We start from the raw sequence: 16,095 nt of genomic DNA, 5'->3' as shown, positions 1-16,095 counted from the left end.
GGCAGTGAATTGGAATCACTGAGTGATTCAATCTGTTAATGTTAAGTGCACGTGGCAGCGTGGTTTCAGGGCGAAAAAGCCCGTCACGGGCCGCATGTTTGGGTGAAACTGGGGCGGGGCGCAGGAACTGGTTGGGATGATCAGGCGTAAACCTGTACGCGAGTCGGATGACCAAGTGGTCGAGGGCCCCAAGGGCTTCGACGACTATGACTTCCGGATTGGCGACGTAATGCGCGGCGAACGCGCGACCCGCGGGAAGTCGCTTCTCGACGTTCAGCGCGAACTGAGGATCAAGGCGACCTATATCGCCGCGGTCGAGAATGCCGACCCTTCGGCCTTTGACACGCCCGGCTTCATCGCCGGCTACGTGCGATCCTATGCGCGCTATCTGGATCTGGATCCTGACTATGCTTTCCAGCAATTCTGCAAGGAAAGCGGCTTCAGCGTGTCCCACGGCATGTCCGAACGGGCGTCCAGCGCCAAGGCGGGCCTGCAGGACGGGATCAGCCGGCAAGGGACGATGCGCAAGGACCGTGATCCTTTCGGCGATCCCGACAAGCCCTTTGCGGGGCTTGGCGGCGGCCGCAGCCAGATGCGCGACCACATTGATTTCCGGGCCATCGGGTCAAGCGTCGTTCTGTTGACGCTGATCGGTGGGCTGGTCTTCGGCGGCTGGACGCTGCTGCGTCAGGTCCAGCAGGTTCAGCTGGCGCCGCTGGATCAGGCGCCGGTTGTGCTGACTGACCTGGACCCGCTGAACGGCGCCATCGACCGGGCAGGCGCCCAGGCCATGGCCGGACGCGATCGTGCGGTGGACGAGGAAAAGCTTAGCCGGATCTACCGCCCGCAGGCGCTGGATGTGCCGGTCCTGGTATCGCGCGATGCGCCGATTGCCTCGCTGGATCCGAACGCCGTGGGCACCTTCCGGGGCAGTGGCCTGCCGCCTGTCGCGTCCACCTCTTCGATGTTCGACCCGGCCAAGGTGGCCCGGACAGAAGACGGCCTGCCGCCGCCGGTCACTCAGCCTCAGGTTGTTGAAGCCGCGCCAGAAGGTTTGCGCATCGTGGCGGTCCGGGATGCCTGGATGCGGATCACCGCGCCGGATGGATCGGTCCTGTTTTCGGCCACGCTGAAGCGGGGCGATCATTTCGACCTGCCGCCGTTCGAAGGCACGCCGAAGCTGCGGACGGGGGCCAGCGATGGCGCCTATTTCGAAATCGCAGGCACGCTTTACGGCCCCGTGGGCAATGGCACCGTGGTCAGCGATGTGAACCTGACCGTCGCCGATGTGCAGGAACGCTACAGCCCGGCCAATCCGAACCGGGACGCCGACCTGAAGCAATACGCCATGGCCCAGCAGCTTCGCACCGCCGACGGCGAATAAACTATTCCGACCGGCATCAGGCCGCGAACAGGGGCGCGCCCGCATTGCGGCGCGCCCCTTGGCGTTCTATGTAGGCGCCAACGCTCACCCGATCCTCCAAGGAGGCTGGCGCATGACGCATAATCCCGTCCGACCCTGGCGCAATATCGAGCGGCGAAAGTCGCGGCAGATCATGGTGGGCAATGTCCCCGTGGGTGGCGACGCGCCGATTTCGGTGCAAACCATGACCAACACGCCCACGACCGATGTCGCCGCCACCGTGGCGCAGGTCCAGCGCGCGGCCGAAGCCGGCGCGGACATCGTCCGCATCTCGGTTCCGGACGAGGCATCGGCGCGGGCGCTGAAGGAAATCGTGCCGGAAAGCCCGGTTCCGATCGTGGCCGACATCCACTTTCACTACCGCCGGGGCATCGAAGCGGCGGCGGCAGGTGCAGCCTGCCTGCGCATCAACCCGGGCAACATCGGCAGCCCCGACCGCGTGCGCGAGGTGATCGCGGCGGCGCGGGACCATGGCTGTTCCATCCGCATCGGCGTGAATGCCGGCAGCCTTGAAAAGCACCTGCTTGAAAAATATGGCGAACCCTGCCCCGAGGCGATGGTCGAAAGCGGCCTGGACCACATCCGGATCCTGGAAGACAACGATTTCCGCGACTACAAGATCAGCGTGAAGGCGTCCGACGTCTTTCTGGCCGCTGCCGCCTATCAGGGCATCGCCGACGCGACCGACGCGCCGATCCATCTGGGCATCACCGAAGCCGGGGGCCTGACATCCGGCACGATCAAATCGGCCATCGGCCTTGGCAACCTGCTGTGGATGGGGATCGGCGACACGATCCGGGTCAGCCTGTCCGCCGATCCGGTGGAAGAGGTCAAGGTCGGCTACGAGATCCTGAAAGGCCTTGGCCTGCGCCATCGCGGGGTCAACATCATTTCCTGCCCGTCCTGCGCCCGACAGGGATTCGACGTCATCAAGACCGTGGAAGCCCTTGAAAAGAGGCTGGAACACATCAAGACGCCGATGTCGTTGTCGATCATCGGCTGCGTCGTGAACGGCCCGGGAGAGGCGCTGATGACTGACGTCGGCTTTACCGGCGGCGGCGCCGGGCACGGCATGGTCTATCTGGCGGGCAAGGCCAGCCACAAGATGTCGAACGAGAAGATGATCGATCACATCGTGGAAGAGGTCGAGAAGAAGGCCGCGGAACTCGACGCAGCGCCGAAAGCTGCCGAATAGGTCAGCCGGGCCGGCACAAGACCGGCCCTTTTCCGTCAGACGGCTTCGCGCGGGGGCAGATCGATGACCTGCCCGCGGACCTGCGACATGCGGCTCTGGCGTGACGGGCCGATCTTGGCCTGAAGCTCTGCGAAGGGGCCGGGCAGGGGCGGCAGCACGCAGTGTTCCATCTGGTCGGACCTGGCGTTCCGCGCAGCCTCGCGCGCGCGGGCGGCGCCGGCCTCGTCCCCCATTGCCTCGAAACACAGCGCGCGGAACCTGTGATAGGGCGGGTTCCGCGGCTTCACCGTGATCACCCGGTCAATCGTTTCCAGCGCCTGGGCATAGTCGCCATGGCAGTATTGCGCGGCGGCCAGCTGGAACAGGATCTTCACTTGGAAGGGATCGTTTTCCAGTTGCTCGGCGACACGTTTCAGCACCTCGATCCCGGCCTCCATCTCGCCGCCCAGAAGGTGGGCCCAGGCCAGGCTCATCTGCCCCAGCATGTATTTCGGGCTGATCGCCAGCGACCGTTCGGCAAAGTGCTTTGCCGCCGCCGCGTCGCGGTCGTGGACAATCTTGATCACCGACATCGTGTGCAGGACAAAGTCGCTGTTCGGGGCCCCATCCAGCGCGATGGCCACGTCTTCGGCGAAAGCTTCCCATTCCTCGTCCGACACGTCGGCATAGCCGGCGGCCTGCAGCCACTGGGTGGCGCCGGCACGCATGGCCAGCGACACCGGGTCCCGGGGGCTGAGTTCCAGCGCGCGTTCGATGACGTTGCGCGCGTCCATGAACCCTTCGACCGACGCCTGATAGATGTGGCCGACGGCACGCGCGCGCAGCTCCGATACACTCATCTGTTCCAGTGGCATCTGGGCAGCGCGGTCAGCGTCCAGCCGGCTGGTCTGCATGCGCAGGTCCGATGCGGCCAAGCCCGCGATCTCGTCGCAGAAGGCGAAGGGATCCGACGTGTCGCCCTCGTAATTTCTTGAAAAGGCAGTGCGTTCCTCGGCCCCCACCAGCAGCGACAGCGTCAGCCGCCCGCGGGTGCCCGCCAGCCGCAGGCGGCCGCGGACCAGGTAATCGGGGTCGGCTTTTTCATCGACGACCTGGACACCGGTCCTGCGCGAGACCAGCAGCACGATCTGGTCGTGCAGATCCTGCGCCGCGGCCTGCGCATCCGCCGTGTCGGGGGCACAGTCGATCTGGCCGATGGCAATCTTGGGCACCGAATCCGGTGCCTGTTTGCGGTTGGCGGGGGCCGGGCGCCATTGATAGGCCTGCACGGGAAAGGGGATGTTCTTCAATTCGAAGCTGCCGGCGTCCTCGAACCCGTGGGCCAGGTCGCCGGTCATCTGCCGCACTAGGTCCTGGCTGACCATGATGCCGCCCGGCGGCGCCTCGTTCTGCAGACGTTGCGCCAGGTTCACGCCGGCACCGTAGAAGTCCGACTCGTCCTCGACGATCTCTCCCAGATGGCCGCCGATGCGCAGGGTCAGGGACGGGTCGGCGGCCAGCGCTTCCTGCACGTCGCGGGCGCATTTGACGGCCGCCGTGACCGACCCGAAAGCCAGGATCCAGCCGTCGCCCAGCCGCTTCAGCACTTCGCCGCCATGGGTTTCGACCCGGGGTTCAAGATGACTGTCCCGCAGGGAGGTGACGGCGGCAATGGCGCGCGCCTCGTCTTCCGCCATCAGACGGGTATAGCCCACCACGTCCGCAACGAGGATTACCGCCAGCCGGCTGCGCATGGTCCAGAAGCCCTTTCCGGTCGCGGCGTCCGCACGACCTTACAGGGTTAATATATGCTCGGTGGCGGTCTGCGGCCAGAGGGGGCACATGACAACGCCCCCTCTCGAGATCGGTTGTCAGCGAATGTCAGCCGCGTTTTTCGGCCACCAGGTCCTGCAGCCGGTCGACCGGCACATAGCCGCGGACCAGTTCATCGCCCAGCACGAAGGTCGGCGTGCCGCTGATGTTCAGCTTCTGCGCCAGCGCGCGGGTCTTGGCGATTTCCAGGCTGACTTCGTCGCTGTTCATGTGATCGAGGATCGGCTGCGGATCCAGGCCCAGCCCTTCGGCCATGCGCGCCAGCGTCACCTCGTCCGGTTCGCCGCCGAACTCCATCAGTGCGTCGTGGATCTGGCCATAGGCCTCGTCCCCGGCGACCTGCTTGGTCGCGATGGCAAAGCGCGAGGACACCAGCGAAGCCGGGCCCAGGATCGGGAATTCCTTGACAACGAAGCGGATATTGCCGTCGCTTTGCAGAAGCTGGGCCACTTCGGGCACTGCCTTGCGGCAGTAACCGCAGCGATAGTCCATGAATTCGACCAGCGTGATGTCGCCGTCGGGATTGCCGCCAACCCACGAGAAGCCGTCGTCGAAGATTTCCTGTGCGTTATCGGACACCAGATCGAAATCGGCTTGCGCCTGTTCCTGTGCCTGGCGGTTTTCCAGGACGCTGACCGCCTCGAAGATCACTTCGGGGTTTTCCAGCAGGTAGGCGCGGATTTCGGCCCGGAAGGCATCGCGTTCCGCGGGCGTCATGTCGACGGGGTCGAAGGCCAGGGCCGGGCCGGCCAGCAGGCCGGCGGTCGTCAGGGCCATCAGGCCGGGACGCAGGTGGCGCATCATCGTCATTTCCTTTTCTTGCTCTGTTTGGCGGCAATCAGAATGTCGTCGGCCCGCCGCGATGCGGCCGAGCCTTTGGGAAGCAGGTCATAGGCCCGGCGGGCATGGATTTCGGCATCGTCCAGGCGCCCGGCCAGGGCATAGCGTTCGGCGGTCACCAGCGAGGCCATGCCATTCTGGCCCAGCCGGGAATAGGCCTGTCCCAGATCGCGCAGGACAGGCGGGTTGCGGGGATCCAGCGACACCGACTTTTCCAGCTGGATCTGGGCGTCCTTGTATTGCTTGTTGGCCAGCAGCGCACGGCCATAGTCGCCGCGCAGCAGCGCATCGCCGGGATCCAGGTTCACCGCCTTGCCGTATGCGGCCAGCGCGGCGGACCACTGCCGGTTTTCCAGCAGGATCTGGCCCTTCAGATCGCGATAGAAGGGATCCTGCGGGCGGATGGCGATGGCGGCGTCGATGGCGGCCAGCGCCTTGGGCAGGTTGCGGTTCTGGTGCCAAGCGATCGCCTCGCGCAGCTTGGTGACATCGGGCCAGGGTTCCTCGGCCGCGCGGGCCAGCGTCCATTTCGGGGAACGGTCGAAGGCGGTCAGCGTGCCCTTGACGCGTGCGAACCAATAACGGTCGTTATCGCTGGGCCCGGGGCCCGCGCCATTGGCGGCGACATAGGCCTCGGCCGCGCGAATCCGGTCACGGGTCAGGGGGTGCGACTGCATGTAGGGATCCTGCCGCCCCACGCTTAACACTTCCTGACCCTTGAACGTCTCGTGCAGGTTGATCAGCCCCTGCGCGCCGATACCGGCCCGGCGCAGGTAATCCGCCGCGGCCCGGTCCGCGGCAGATTCCTCGGCCCGGGTGTGGCCCAGGAAGGACCGCGTGGCAGAAGACTGGATGCCGATGGCCAGGCCTGCGGCGGCCTCCCCGCCGCCGGCTGTCGCCGCGATCAATCCCAGCGCCGAGCCCAGGCCCGCCACGGTCCGGGCATTGGCCATGTTCAGGTTGCGCCTCACGATATGGCCGTTGGCGATATGCCCGGCCTCGTGCGCGATGACGGCCTGAAGCACCTCGACATCCTTGGATTTCGCGATCAGGCCGGAATGGATGAAGATGGTGGACCGGTCGATGACGAAGGCATTGAAGCTGGAATCGTCGATGATCAGGACCCGCACGCGATTGGGGCTAAGCCCCGCGGCCTGCAGGATCGGGGCTGAGATCTGGCCAAGCCCATATTCCATGCCGGCATCACGCAACAGCGTGACGGCCTGGGCCGGACGGGCGCAAAGAACGCACAGAAGGGCAAGGAAACCCAGTGCGATGCAGCGGGCCCCGTTGACCTTCGCCCGGAGAGGCAGGAGTGTCGGCGGCCAAAAGGCGCGGTCGATAAACATGGCCGCACATTGAAAGATGGGCATGGGAAACTCAACCGGATCGCAGGGTTATCCCCGCATTGTGATGCGCGCACTGGCGCTGGCGGCGGTGCTGGCGCTGGCGGCGGCCGGCGTCGTGCCGGCACAGGGCACGACCGCGCCGACGACGCCAACGGCGTCTGCAGTCGTGGACTCGGATGGCTCGCACCTGCGGGACCTGTCCCGCGGCCGGGCGGAAATCGTGCTGCACCTGGCCCGGCCCGTGCCGTACCGGATCTTTACCTTGACCGCGCCGCCCCGGCTGGTGATCGACTTCCGCAAGCTCGACTGGTCCGGCATCCGCCCGTCCGACCTTCTGGAACCGGGCCGCATCGCCGCTGTCCATGCCGGGACCTATATCCCCGGCTGGTCGCGGCTGGTGGCCGAACTGGCCACGCCCCTGGCGGTCGAGACGGCCCAGATGACGGTCGACGACACGACCGGAGCGGCCACCCTGACCGTTCTTCTGGAAGAAACGTCGTCGCCGGCCTTCGCAGCGTCCGCTGGGGTGCCGCAGGATCCGCGCTGGGACCTGCCGCCGGTAAGCCTGTCGCCCATGCCGCCCAGGGACCCGGACGCGCCCCTGGTGGTGGTGCTGGATCCGGGCCATGGCGGCATCGATCCTGGGGCCGAGGCCGGGCAGCTTCAGGAAAAGTCCCTGATGCTGGCCTTCGCCCGCGAACTGCAGGAGGAGCTTCTGCGCGCGGGTGGCTACAAGGTGATCCTGACCCGAAACGACGACCGCTTCGTCTCGCTGGAAACGCGCGTCTCGATGGCGCGGGCGGCGGGGGCGGACGTGTTCATCTCTCTCCACGCCGATGCGCTTTCGGACGGCCTGGCCCACGGGGCGACGGTGCATGTCCTGTCGGAGGACGCATCCGACATCGCCAGTGCCACGCTGGCGGAACGGCATGACCGGGGCGATATCCTTTCGGGCAGCGACCTGACCCGCACGGATGACGAAGTGACAGGGATCCTTCTGGATCTGGCCCGGCAGGAAACGCAGCCCAGGTCGCGGGCCCTGGCTCAGAACCTTGTCAGCGGCATGAGCCAGGCGGGCGGGCCGATGAACCGCCGCCCGCTGCGGTCGGCCGCCTTTTCGGTTCTGAAATCGGCCGATGTCCCGTCCGTCCTGATCGAAATCGGCTTCATGTCCAGCCCGCGGGATTTCCGCAACCTGCAGGACCCGAACTGGCGCCTTGGACTGGCCCGCGGCATCCGGCGCGGGCTGGACTCCTGGCGCGTCCAGGACGCCGCCCGGCATTCGCTGGTCCGCCAATAGGGCAGGACGCTACGTTAATCCGATCTTCAGCCCCCTGGGTCACCATCACGGTAAACGTGGCGTGAGATCGGCCGCGTCCGGCTCTTGTCGGGCCCATGCTGCCGGTGCAACACGATGCGATCACGCAGGGGTGTCTGGCGTGGCGCTATACAACCGGCTGTATCGGGTTGCGGCCGGATGGGCAGGGACAGTAGAACGCTCCGATACCGCAGTGCGGAATAATCCGGCCGAAACGGGCAAGGAACGGTTTTGACCCTTCGTGCCTGCGGCTTTATACAATGAGGTTCCGACCCCTTGTGCTCGGGGTCTCCCTGAGAGGCGCAGCAGCTTTCGTGACACGGTTCGTCTTGTCTTTTTTCGGAGGGATCTTTTCCTTCGTTGCCTTGGGCATTCTGATGGTCGCGCTGACCATCGGCGGCATCTTCTGGATGTATGCCCGCGACCTGCCCAGCCACGAATCGCTGGCCCAGTACCAGCCGCCCACGATCAGCCGGATTTATTCGGGCGAAGGGAACCTGATCGACGAATTCGCCCGCGAACGGCGCCTTTTCGCTTCTGCCGACGAAATTCCCGACCTTGTGAAGCAGGCCTTCATCTCGGCCGAGGACAAGAATTTCTATCACCACGCCGGCTATGACCCGCGGGGCATCCTGTCGGCCATGTTCGACGCGGTGAAGTCCCGCGGCCAGAACGTGCGGGGCGCCTCGACCATCCCGCAACAGGTGGTGAAGAACTTCCTTCTGTCCGGCGACCGGCAAGCGGAACGGAAGATCAAGGAAATCATCCTGGCCGCACGGCTGGAGAACACGCTGACCAAGGACCAGATCCTGGAGCTCTATCTGAACGAGATCTTCCTGGGTCAGAACTCCTATGGCGTGGCCGCCGCCTCGCAGACCTATTTCAACAAGACGCTGGCGGAACTGGCCCCGCACGAGGCGGCTATGCTGGCCTCGATGCCCAAGGCGCCGTCGGACTATCACCCGGTCCGCCGCAAGGAGCGCCTGCTGGCGCGCCGCAACTACGTGCTGCGCGAAATGTACCAGAACGGCTACCTGACCAAGGAAGAATACGAGGTCGAGCGTGCCGCGCCGCTGCAATCGGTGCAGAACGGCGATTTCGAAAGCTTCCGCATGGCTCTGCCGCCGCGGGACTATTTCACGGACGAAATCCGGCGCCAGGTCACCGACACGTTCGGAGAGGGCGAGTTCTTTACCGGCGGTCTGACGGTGCGCGCCACCATCGACGAGGAAATGCAGGTCAAGGCCGCCTATGCGCTGCGGGACGGGCTGGAAAAATACGACCGCAGCCTGGGCCTGTGGCACGGGACCGAAGCGACCCTGACGCCCGAGGAGCTGGCCGGTGACTGGCGCGAGGCGCTGGCCGCCGCGGATATCCCGCGCGACATCGACACCTCCGAAGGGCCTTGGTTCCCCGCCGTGGTCCTGGAGGTCGGAAGTTCCGACGCGCGCATCGGGATCGAAGGCGTGCCGAATGCCGAAGGCGGAAACTGGATCCCCGCCAAGGACGTGCAGTGGGCACGCAAGGTCAACAAGGACGGCTCTCGCGGCCGGCAGGCCAAGGTGGCGGGCGATCTGCTGGACGTCGGCGATGTCGTCTATGTCCGGCGGATGACCGACGACAACACGGGCGAGTTCATCCGCTGGACGCTGCGGCAGATCCCGCGGGTGCAGGGCGCGTTCATGGCGATGGATGTCAACACCGGCCGCGTTCTGGCGATGCAGGGCGGTTTCTCGTACCAGGATTCGGTCTATAACCGCGCGACACAGGCGATGCGTCAGCCGGGATCGTCGTTCAAGCCCTTCGTCTATGCCGCGGCGCTGGATTCCGGCTATACGCCCGCGACCATCGTCGTCGATGCGCCGATCGAGGTGAACACGCCCCAGGGCCTGTGGCGTCCGAAGAACGCATCGAACAAGTATTACGGGCCCGCGCCGCTGCGGACCGGCATCGAACGGTCGCGGAACCTGATGACCGTCCGTCTGGCGCAGGAGGTGGGCATGCCCATCGTCGCGGGCTATGCTGAAAAATTCGGTGTCTACGACAAGATGGGCGGTTACCTGGCCTCCGCACTGGGGTCCGAGGAGACGACGCTGTACCGCATGGTTGCGGCCTATGCGATGTTCGCCAACGGCGGCGAACGTGTGGAGCCCACGCTGGTCGACCGGATCCAGGACCGGTATGGTCGCACGATCTATCGCCACGACAAGCGCCAGTGCCTGGAATGCCAGATGGTCGAACTGGACGGCGGCAAAGCGCCCCGGATCGTGTCGGACCGCGAACGCGTGATGGACCCGATCACCGCCTACCAGCTGACCTCGATGATGCAGGGGGTGGTGGAACGCGGAACCGCCTCGCGCACGGTAAACCTGCCGGTGCCCACCGCGGGCAAGACGGGCACCACCAACGATGCGCGCGACGTCTGGTTCATCGGCTTCACGTCGAACATCGTCGCGGGCTGCTATATCGGGTACGATTCTCCGCATTCGATGGGACGGGGCGCATCCGGCGGCGGCATGTGCGGCCCGGTATTCCAGGCGTTCATGACCGAAGCCGTGAAGAAATACGGCGGCGGCGAATTCGAGGTGCCGCCGGGCGGCCACTTCATTAAGATCAACCGCATCACCGGCGAGCAGATGGCCGACAATGCCGAAGGCGATTACGTCGTGGCCGAATACTTCCGCGACGGGGTCAACACGATCTTCGGCCGGACTTACGATGGCGGCTTCGCGATGACGGCCAATACGCGTCTCTTTGACGAGGTGCTGGCCGGTCGTCAGGGCGGGACGGTAGAAAGCACATCTGGCAAGAAGGCCTATGTCGGTCCTCGGGCCAGTGTCGGAACGATCAGTTCCGGCGGACTATACTGACGGATCCGGCCGGCCGCGGCCGGCGGGACGACCCCGCCGCCCCGGTGCCCGGATCCATACCGAACCTGGTCCCCGCAGAAGGGGTGGAGATCTTCTGTCACCGGGCAACCGGCAAGGGACATCGGCGGCCGCATTGGGTGCGGTTGCACAGGTGAGGTGACTGGCGCTGCCGGCATGACCGGCGGGGCCCAGGCGGCATCGGGACGGGTGACGCTTCGAGAGGACACGGAAAGGCGACGGCGGGCAGAACTCAACCGTCGCCATACCTTTTGCGCGCCCGGCCGACAGGCTGGACAGCAAGGCTGAAAAAGAGTTCGGACCCGGGGAAAGTGCTGCCGATGACCGAAACCATTGCAATCCTGGGCGCCAACGGCGTCTTTGCCCGGCACCTGATCCCGGTGCTCTGCGATGCCGGTCATTCCGTCAGGGCCATCGTCCGCCGCCCCGATGCCGCGGGCACCGCCCGTGCGTGCGGGTGCGAAATCCGGACTGCCGACATCTTCGACACCGACGCCGTGGCCTATGCGATCGAAGGCTGCAACACGGTGGTCAACCTGACCTCGGCCCTGCCGGGCCCGTCGGGGCGCGGCAACTTTGCCGCCAACGACATCCTGCGGGAAAAGGGCACGCTGTCGCTGATCGAGGCCTGCCGCCGCGCCGGCACCACCCGGATGCTTCAGCACAGCATCGGCATGGTCAACGCCACCGGCGACGATCGCTGGGGCGACGAGGACCAGTATTACCAGTCGAACGAGGATACCGTGGCGACCCGTGCCTTTGCCGCGGCCCTAACGATGGAAGACCGCGTGCGCAGTTCCGGCCTGGAATGGCTGATCCTGCGGGGCGGGCTGTTCTATGGCCCCGGCACCGGCAAGGACGATCACTGGTTCGAACAGGCCGCCCGCGGCCGGATGAAGTTGCCGGGCGACGGCAGCGGCTATGTCTCGCTGGTCCATGTCGCCGACATGGCCAATGCGGCCGCGGCGGCGCTGAAACTCTGGCCCGCGGGCGGCACGATGATCGTCTGCGACGATGAACCGGTCACATGGCGGACGCTGTTCCACCACGTGATGGAATCCTCGGGTCACATCGGCATGCGGGAAGGCGGGGCGGAAACGCTGCCGTCGTTCCGGCTGTCGAATGTGCGGGCCAAGCAGTTGCTGGACTGGACCCCGTTCTATCGCACCTTCCGGCAGGGGCTGGCCCGCTAGGGCCACGCCCGGTCCTGCGCCGATCCGGTCGGCGTAGGCCGGCCAGTATTCGGAATGCTTCAGCTGGCGCAGCAGGCCGGTGCCGCGACCTTCATCGCGGCCTGTGCACAGAAACAAGACGCCGCAACCGCCCGGTCGGCCCGGGCCAGCGCCAGGTCCAGCCGCTGCCGGATCTGTACGAGCTCCACGGTTTCGCCGCGCGCCTTCAGGCAGTCGTAAAGGCCCCGCAGGCTCCAGACGTTATCAGGGTGCACGGTCGCGCGGGACAGCTGCCCGCCCAGTCCCAGATCCTCGCGATAGACCGCCTCGGCCTCGGCCACGAGGCCTTGTTCGAACATCAGTGCGCCCAGCGCATGGCGGGTGGGCTGCATCCAGCCCCAGGGCTCGTCATAGGGCAGCGCATCGTCCAGCGCGACCGACCGGCGCAGAGCGGCCCAGGCTTCGTCATAGTTCCCCTTGCGATACTCGATCTCGCCCCGGGCCATTTCCCGGGCCACGGCCAGCAGGTCGACGACGCGGTTGTTGTGCATCAGGCGGCTTTCCGGCACCCGCGCGCAGGCGTCGAGGAACTTCTGCTCCTCCAGTTCCGCTTCGGCCACGCGTCCGGTTGCGGCATAGCCAACGGTCCGGGCATAGTGGGTATAGGCCGTCAGGGTGCAGTAGAGCTCGGGATCCTCGGGCAGCTTCATGGCGATGGCGTCTTCCCAGCGGCCAAAGCGAACGTGGATATGCGGCTCCATCGCCAGGTAGCTTTCGTAATAGTCGGCCATGGGGGGCGAAACGATGCGGATCATCTCCTCCGGCACCGTTTCCCACATTTCGCGGATGGCATCGATCGCGGGCTGGAACTGGCCCAGGAACATCGCGCCGTAGATGATGAAGTGATAGTCGTGCATCCGGTAGCCGGAATAGATGTTGTAGGCGCCTTCGCGGTCGAAGTACTTGCGGTCCGCCGCGGCGGCCACCTGGTTCCAGTGGACGACATTATGATAGTGGCCGCACAGCACGTCGATATGGGTGCCCATGTGGACCAGGTGCCCGGCATCGGGCACCAGCGTGCGCAGAACGTCCGACGCCTTCAGCGCCTTTTCCGGGAAGGGCGACATTTCCATCAGGTGGACATAAAGGTGCAGCAGCCCCGGATGCGCCATGGCGCCGGGCACACTGGCAAAGGCATCTTCCAGCACCTTCTGCGCTTCCAGGGTCGCGGCACCGTCGGCGGGCGCCGCCTTGGGCAGGTTCCACATCTGCCAGGGTGTCAGGTTCAGCAGGGCTTCCACATAGACCGTGCGAAGGTCCATGTGATCGGGATGGGCCGCGAAGGCCTGCCGCATCGCGTCGGCGAAATCGTGGTCCCAGTCGTGCATGTGGGGTTCGGGCGTCGACTGCGGATAGCGGGCGGGCAGGGCATCGATCAGCGCGGCCTCGACCGGGGTCACCTGTCGCCGGGCCATGGCGCCCAGCGCCGCCTTGGTCGCTGCACGGCATTCCGCCAGCGCCGCGGCCCGGCCGGCGTCGTCGTAACGCTTCCAAGGCATGTTGTAATTGGGGCCCGAGGCATAGGCCACGCCCCAATGCGCCATCGCACAGTCGTGGTCGTGTTCCAGCGCGCGCCGGAAGCACTTCACCGCCTCGCCATGGTTGTAGCCATAGGTCCAGATCAGGCCGCGGTCGAACCAGGCCTGCGCCTCGACCGAGGTCGTGGTGACGGGACAGCTGTAGGTGCCAAGATCGTAGTCATAGCCGGACATGGGCGCGCTCCCTCGTGAGTACGGGAAACCTAGCGCACTCTGCCCGCTGGCGGAATGTCCTCCGCTGGGCGCAAACGCCGCGGCCCGGTCAGGGGTCGCGGTCGCAACACGTTCAGTGTGGGTGGTGCGCCGCGCTGGGGGCGCCGCCCAGCCGGCCTTCGGACCGTTCCATGACCCGCATCAGCCAGACGCCGACGGCGCACATGATGACGATGCCGATCGCGGGCGGTGTCAGCCAGCCGTTAAAGGTCATGCCCACGGGGATCGCCAGGACCGACGCCGTGATCGTCGACAGCGCCGCCACGACAGATGCCGCGGTGCCCGCGATATGGCCGACCGGTTCCAGGGCGATGGCGTTCAGGTTGCCGACGGTCAGGCCGACCATGGCAAAGACCGAACACATCCACAGCAGGTATAGCGGGAAGGCCCCCGTCATGGTCGGGTTGTAGGCGGCATAGATCGCGATGACCGTGCCGACGACCACCTGTCCGGACATCGACACGATGACCAGCCGGCGCATGCCCAGCCGAACGACCAGACTGGCGTTCAGCAGGCTGGCCGCGCCCGAGAACAGGGCCACCATGGCAAACCAGCGGGGAAAGCTTTCCGCCATGTCGAACAGGTCGAAGAAGACCGGCTGAACCATCATCAGCATGGTGAACATGGTGCCCATGGCCAGTGCCTGCACCACGGTCGACAGCCGCACGGTCGGGTTCGACGCCAGTTCGCGGACGGCGGCCGCGATCTCGTGCCGGCGCATCGGGCGGCGGCGTTCGGGGGGCAGCGTTTCCGGCAGGCGGATGCGGACCCAGATCAGCTGGACGACGGCGAAGATCACGAAGCCCAGGAAGATCCCGCGCCAGCCCGCGACCGAGATGATGGCGGTGCCGATCAGCGGCGCGAAGGCCGGGAACAGCACGAAGATCATCATGACGATCGAGATCAGCTTGGCCATCTCGCGCCCGTGGAACAGGTCGCGCAGGACGGCGGTTCCCACCACGCGCGGGGCCGCAGCGCCCGCACCCTGCAGAAGACGCGCAACCAGCAGCATTTCCAGCGACTGCGCCTGCCAGGACAGCACCGCGCCCACGATATAGATCAGGATCCCAATCGTGATCGTCGTGCGCCGCCCGATGGCGTCGGACACCGGTCCCACGATCAGCGTTCCCAGTCCAAGACCGATGACGAAAATGTTCAGGATCAGCGGCGCCCGGTTGGTGTGCCCGGCGCTCAGCTCGGCGCCGATGTCCGGCAGGGCCGGCAGCATGGCATCGATCGAAAACGCGATGGACGCGAACATCACCGCCAGCAGAGCGACCAGCTCGACACGAGAAATACCGACGTTCATTGGAAAGCCTTTCACATTGCCATTGGCGGTAGCACGGCGGCCGTTACGACACCACTATCAACGAAGTTGATGCATCTGCGCAATTCTGCACAGCAGCATTTCGGGAATGCTCGGGACATCTGTGCGCATTCGGCAGGCCGGGTCCGCGTGTGACGACCAGACAGCGGACGGCCCGCGCGAAATATTCGGATGGTCGGCGCGAAACCTTTGTGAAGCCGGGCCCGTGGCCCGGCCGCGACCTCAGGCCAGGGCGCCGGACTTCAGTTCCTCGATCACCTTGACCCACAGCTCTGCCGGCTGGGCGCCGGGCACGGCATGCTTGCCTGCCACGATGAAGGTCGGGACGGATGTCACGCCCATCTTGCGGCTGTGGGCATCGCGCGCGCGGATGTCGTCCTTGTCCGCGTCCGAATCGAGGAGCCTGCGCACGACGGCCGCGTCCAGCCCGATCGTGTCGGCGATGTCGCCCAGCACCTCGTGGTCGCCGATGTCGCGTCCTTCCTGGAAATAGGCGCGGAACAGGGCATCGACGGCTTCCTGCTGGTGGCCCTCGATCCCGGCCCAGTGGATCAGCCGGTGCGCGTCCAGCGTGTTGGGCGTGCGTTCCATCGCTTCGAAGTCGATGGTCAGCCCGGCCTCGGCCGCCTTTTCGACGACGGGCAGATAGGCCTTCACCGCGCCCTGCTGGCCGCCGAACTTGGCTTCCAGATAGTCGCGGCGGTCCATGCCGCCGGCGGGCATATCGGGGTTCAGCTGGAACGGATGCCATTCGATGGTGAACGGATGGTCCGGCACCTGCGCCAGGGCCTGGTCCAGCATCGTCTTGCCGATGAAACACCACGGGCAGATCGGGTCCGACAGGATGTCCAGGCGCACGGGCGGGACGGACGGTCCGGTGCCGTCGGCGGTCTCCACGGTGTCGGTCTGGTCGCTCATCATGCTCCGTTTCCCCGTCAGGGCACACTTATGCCTTGCCGG

At 65.9% G+C, this 16,095-nt stretch carries 11 protein-coding genes; 5 read left to right on the top strand and 6 right to left on the bottom strand.

The window, feature by feature from the left end; genetic code table 11:
- Positions 1 to 136 precede the first annotated feature (136 nt).
- Positions 137 to 1,384, top strand: coding sequence for a helix-turn-helix domain-containing protein (locus FQK05_RS00865; RefSeq protein ID WP_158963672.1), 1,248 nt, complete (start codon positions 137 to 139; stop codon positions 1,382 to 1,384).
- 112 nt (positions 1,385 to 1,496) lie between these two features.
- Positions 1,497 to 2,618: a flavodoxin-dependent (E)-4-hydroxy-3-methylbut-2-enyl-diphosphate synthase gene (gene ispG / locus FQK05_RS00860; protein WP_158963670.1), complete on the top strand. Its 1,122-nt coding sequence runs from the start codon at positions 1,497 to 1,499 to the stop codon at positions 2,616 to 2,618.
- A gap of 35 nt (positions 2,619 to 2,653) precedes the next feature.
- On the opposite strand, the gene FQK05_RS00855 is transcribed toward ispG, so the two are convergent.
- From FQK05_RS00855 to FQK05_RS00845, 3 genes are all read right to left on the bottom strand, one after another.
- Positions 2,654 to 4,351: an adenylate/guanylate cyclase domain-containing protein gene (locus FQK05_RS00855; RefSeq protein WP_158963668.1), complete on the bottom strand. Its 1,698-nt coding sequence runs from the start codon at positions 4,349 to 4,351 to the stop codon at positions 2,654 to 2,656.
- 127 nt (positions 4,352 to 4,478) lie between these two features.
- Positions 4,479 to 5,234: a DsbA family protein gene (locus tag FQK05_RS00850; protein ID WP_407644485.1), complete on the bottom strand. Its 756-nt coding sequence runs from the start codon at positions 5,232 to 5,234 to the stop codon at positions 4,479 to 4,481.
- Between the two features lie 2 nt (positions 5,235 to 5,236).
- Positions 5,237 to 6,643: a M48 family metalloprotease gene (locus FQK05_RS00845; protein ID WP_158963666.1), complete on the bottom strand. Its 1,407-nt coding sequence runs from the start codon at positions 6,641 to 6,643 to the stop codon at positions 5,237 to 5,239.
- On the opposite strand from FQK05_RS00845, the gene FQK05_RS00840 reads away from it, so the two are divergent.
- The 3 genes from FQK05_RS00840 (at position 6,642) to FQK05_RS00830 (ending at position 12,018) form a co-directional block, all read left to right on the top strand.
- Positions 6,642 to 7,919, top strand: a complete 1,278-nt coding sequence (locus tag FQK05_RS00840; protein ID WP_199252569.1) for an N-acetylmuramoyl-L-alanine amidase — start codon at positions 6,642 to 6,644, stop codon at positions 7,917 to 7,919. The two genes, FQK05_RS00845 and FQK05_RS00840, sit on opposite strands and share 2 nt — an antisense overlap.
- A 332-nt stretch (positions 7,920 to 8,251) precedes the next feature.
- The gene (locus tag FQK05_RS00835) at positions 8,252 to 10,807 is read left to right on the top strand and encodes a penicillin-binding protein 1A (RefSeq protein WP_158963664.1); all 2,556 of its coding nucleotides are present in this window, start codon (positions 8,252 to 8,254) and stop codon (positions 10,805 to 10,807) included.
- A 338-nt stretch (positions 10,808 to 11,145) separates the two neighbouring features.
- A complete protein-coding gene (locus tag FQK05_RS00830; RefSeq protein ID WP_158963662.1) occupies positions 11,146 to 12,018 on the top strand; it encodes an NAD-dependent epimerase/dehydratase family protein in 873 nt (290 codons plus the stop codon).
- 59 nt (positions 12,019 to 12,077) lie between these two features.
- Here the strand turns inward: FQK05_RS00830 and FQK05_RS00825 are convergent, their stop codons facing one another.
- From FQK05_RS00825 to FQK05_RS00815, 3 genes are all read right to left on the bottom strand, one after another.
- On the bottom strand, positions 12,078 to 13,769 hold the full coding sequence (locus FQK05_RS00825) for a tetratricopeptide repeat protein (protein ID WP_158963660.1): 1,692 nt from the start codon (positions 13,767 to 13,769) through the stop codon (positions 12,078 to 12,080).
- Between the two features lie 112 nt (positions 13,770 to 13,881).
- Entirely contained in the window at positions 13,882 to 15,117 is a 1,236-nt protein-coding gene (locus FQK05_RS00820) for an MFS transporter (RefSeq protein ID WP_158963658.1), read from the bottom strand.
- A gap of 240 nt (positions 15,118 to 15,357) precedes the next feature.
- Complete coding sequence (locus tag FQK05_RS00815) at positions 15,358 to 16,053, bottom strand: DsbA family oxidoreductase (RefSeq protein WP_158963656.1); 696 nt, start codon at positions 16,051 to 16,053, stop codon at positions 15,358 to 15,360.
- Between the last annotated feature and the right edge of the window lie 42 nt (positions 16,054 to 16,095).

Source organism: Chachezhania sediminis (genome assembly GCF_009765275.1).
In the GTDB taxonomy this organism is placed as follows: Bacteria; Pseudomonadota; Alphaproteobacteria; order Rhodobacterales; family Rhodobacteraceae; genus Chachezhania; species Chachezhania sediminis.
Note: the sequence above shows the minus strand (reverse complement) of the source record. Positions and strands in the feature narration are given on the sequence as shown.